The following is a 3048-nucleotide window of genomic DNA, read 5'->3' as shown; positions in this document are numbered from 1 at the left end:
TGAGTGCCGCAGCGACGGCAAGTCAAGGACAACAAACCTATCAAGTCGTGAGAGTACCGCAATATTCGAGTGCGACTTTAGGATCTGCAACATCATCCTATTGGAATGGAAGTACGGGAGGAATTGTTGCCTATGATGTGGCAGGAAACTTGAACTTAACGGGGGGGATTGATGTTAGCGGTAAAGGGTTTCGAGGAGGAGGAGGCCGTCTATTAAACGGTGACGCTGGACTTAATACAGACTATCGAACGCCATCGACACAGAATAATAATGGTTCCAAGGCCGAAGGGATTGCAGGAACGCCAAGGTTTGTCATTGACCCATCTACCCTCACCCTCCTAGATAATGTGACTGAAGGCTATCCCAATGGCAGTTATGGTCGGGGGGCTCCTGGTAATGCGGGAGGAGGTAGCACCGATGGTGATCCCATTCTTAACGATCAAAATTCTGGTGGCGGCGGTGGTAGTAATGGTGGCTCAGGTGGAATTGGAGGGCGATCGTGGAAGTCCAACTTACCGACAGGCGGGTTTGGTGGTAAACCTTTTCCAGCTACGACCAGTCGTTTAGTATTGGGTGGTGGCGGTGGCGCTGGTACTAATAATGATGGATCTTTTTCTCCACCAAATACCGATAATTCTGGTAGTGGTATATATAGTAGTGGTGCATCAGGCGGCGGCATGGTCATGTTGCGCACTAATACTGTTAGTGGCGTAGGAACGATTAGTGCTAATGGAAGCAATGCTCGCAATGTGACTAAGGATGGTGGTGGTGGCGGTGGTGCTGGCGGGAGTGTGCTAGTCTCCGCTTTAAGCAATAATGTCGCTGGACTTACTGTGAACGTTTTAGGGGGCAATGGTGGTAGTCCTTTCTTTATTGAAAATCATGGACCCGGGGGCGGCGGCGGTGGCGGTGTTGTAGTCTCCAGCCCTGGAGTCGCCACAAGTTTACAGGGAGGTACCGCTGGAGTAACTGGAAATGGAGGGGGCGATCCTACCAATGGAGCAGTAGCGGGAACAGGATTAGCGGTACCAATTTCCGTGGGTACAGTTCCAGGAGCAAGTTCGGGAGCTGCTTGTGTTCCCGCGTTAGCCGTAGTGAAAACCACCAGCACACCGATAGTCTTTCAGGGTGGTCAGGCAATCTACAAAATTGTGGTAAGTAATGGGGCGGGTTTAGCAACTGCCAATAATGTGACGATCGCCGACAATAGTTTGCCCACAGGATTTACCCTTGCCGCAAGTCCAGCCCCGACCATAAATTTAATTGGCGGATCGACTCGACCTACCGCCAGTAACCCAACCGCAGGAACTAGTAATTTGTCTTGGGGAACGTTCTCGATTCCAGGAGGAGGATCGGTTGAGATCCAATTTACCGCTGATGTGGGCAATGCTGTCGCGACTGGAACCTACAATAATCCCGCTTCAGCGACATATAACGATCCTGCGACTGGTGGTTCAAAAACTGTTAACTATAACACTGCTAATACTGGCGAAGATGTGACAGTTTCCGATGCTCCTAATCTTAACGTCGTTAAACGGGTTACCGCGATTAATGGTACTAGTATCAGTGGTTTTGCTAGCACTACTGCGACCTTAGGTTCTAATGATAGCGATGTAAAATGGCCAGCAGCTAATACGCAGTATTTAAGGGGGGCAATCTCCTGCCCTTCGACCAATACTCCTACCTGTCCGAGTGTTCAATCGGGAGATATCCTAGAATATACAATTTATTTCCTATCCAATGGTGCTACCCCTGCTAAGGATGTCCAATTCTGCGATCGCATTCCCGCCAATACGATCTTCCAATCTAATAGTTATGGTACTGGTAGCGGTATTTTACTGGGATGGGATAGCACAGGAACGATATTACCTGACCCAAACAACTCCACGACAGGAACTGGTAAGGTTGCCTTGAGTAATAGTGCCGATGCCGATGCGGGAAGGTTTTTGGCTAGTAATGTATCGTCAGCCACATCCCCCTCTCCCTGTAACAACGGTGCGAGCAATCCCGATGGTGCTATATTGGTGCAATTGGGGTCAAGTACTTTAGTACCTGTGGCTACGAGTTCAGGAACCCCCAAAAATTCCTATGGATTCGTGAGATTTAAGGTTCAGGTACGGTAAATTGACAAAGTAAGTTGAGTATGAGGATCGAGTTTTGCAGATCGAACAACTCGAACTAAATCTGTGGGAAGCGATCGCTACTGCTGCTCAGGTTCCTGAGGAGGCAAATTTGCCTAAAGTGTTTGATCTACTAGATCTGACTTTATTAGACTTAGATACGCGATCGCAGTTGCGGGTAGCTGGTGAAGCTGTAATTCAGATTGCCGATCTGTTTAGGGATCGTACCAATTCGCTATTTGAGGAGCTACAGGCACAGTCGACAAATGAAGGACCAATAATGACTGATGATGCTTTTGATCGTTATATTCGTCAATCGGCGATCGTCGATCTCGATCAATTTATATCGCCATTGTCGAGTTTACCAAGGAAGTCTCCTGAACGAGCTAAAGATGGTAATTCCATAGTTAGACCCGTTGATAAACAGACCTTAATTCAGCTTTTAGAGCAAGAAGATGCTCTCGCTCCAGAGCGACAAATTGAGTTAGTCATGGGTACTGCTCATGCTGAAAATGTGTCCGATTGGATTGAGGCGATCGCCAATTGCCTCAATCACTATGAGCTACCTATACTTTTGCCCGATTTAGTAAGTGTTTTGCCGCTGCCGATCGTAGAAATTTGGCTAGGACTATTGTTAGGAAGTTTTCATTTAGTACAAAAAGGTTCTTTTTATGATTCTCAGCAATTATGGATTGACCGAAGTTAAGAAGTTAATATGCACTCGATGAGAATGTTTTTACTAGAGATAATTTTTTCAAATATTTCTTGCTGGTTTAACCCCGCAGGAATTTCATAGATGTTGGACATAGTTCTAAATATGCTTCTTAAATTTTGGAAATTGGTATTATTCGTATAAAAGTAACACTCCTCTATTCTTATCATAACGTTATGATAAGAATGGAATGGCTTGGCTAGCTTGGGATAATTA

At 46.3% G+C, this 3048-nt stretch carries 2 protein-coding genes; both read left to right on the top strand.

From position 1 onward, the window contains the following. Window positions 1-2123, top strand: a 2123-nt coding sequence (locus AC805_RS13295) for a DUF11 domain-containing protein (RefSeq protein ID WP_055075873.1), incomplete at its 5' end; no start/stop codon positions are given. A 34-nt stretch (window positions 2124-2157) separates the two neighbouring features. Beyond that, window positions 2158-2826 carry a hypothetical protein gene (locus tag AC805_RS13290; RefSeq protein WP_055075872.1) on the top strand — a complete coding sequence of 223 codons (669 nt, stop codon included), beginning with the start codon at window positions 2158-2160 and terminating at the stop codon, window positions 2824-2826. The last annotated feature ends 222 nt before the right edge of the window (window positions 2827-3048 follow it).

The sequence above is a fragment of the Pseudanabaena sp. 'Roaring Creek' genome (assembly GCF_001402795.1).
Lineage (GTDB): Bacteria > Cyanobacteriota > Cyanobacteriia > Pseudanabaenales > Pseudanabaenaceae > Pseudanabaena.
This window is presented reverse-complemented; position numbering and strand designations above follow the sequence as displayed.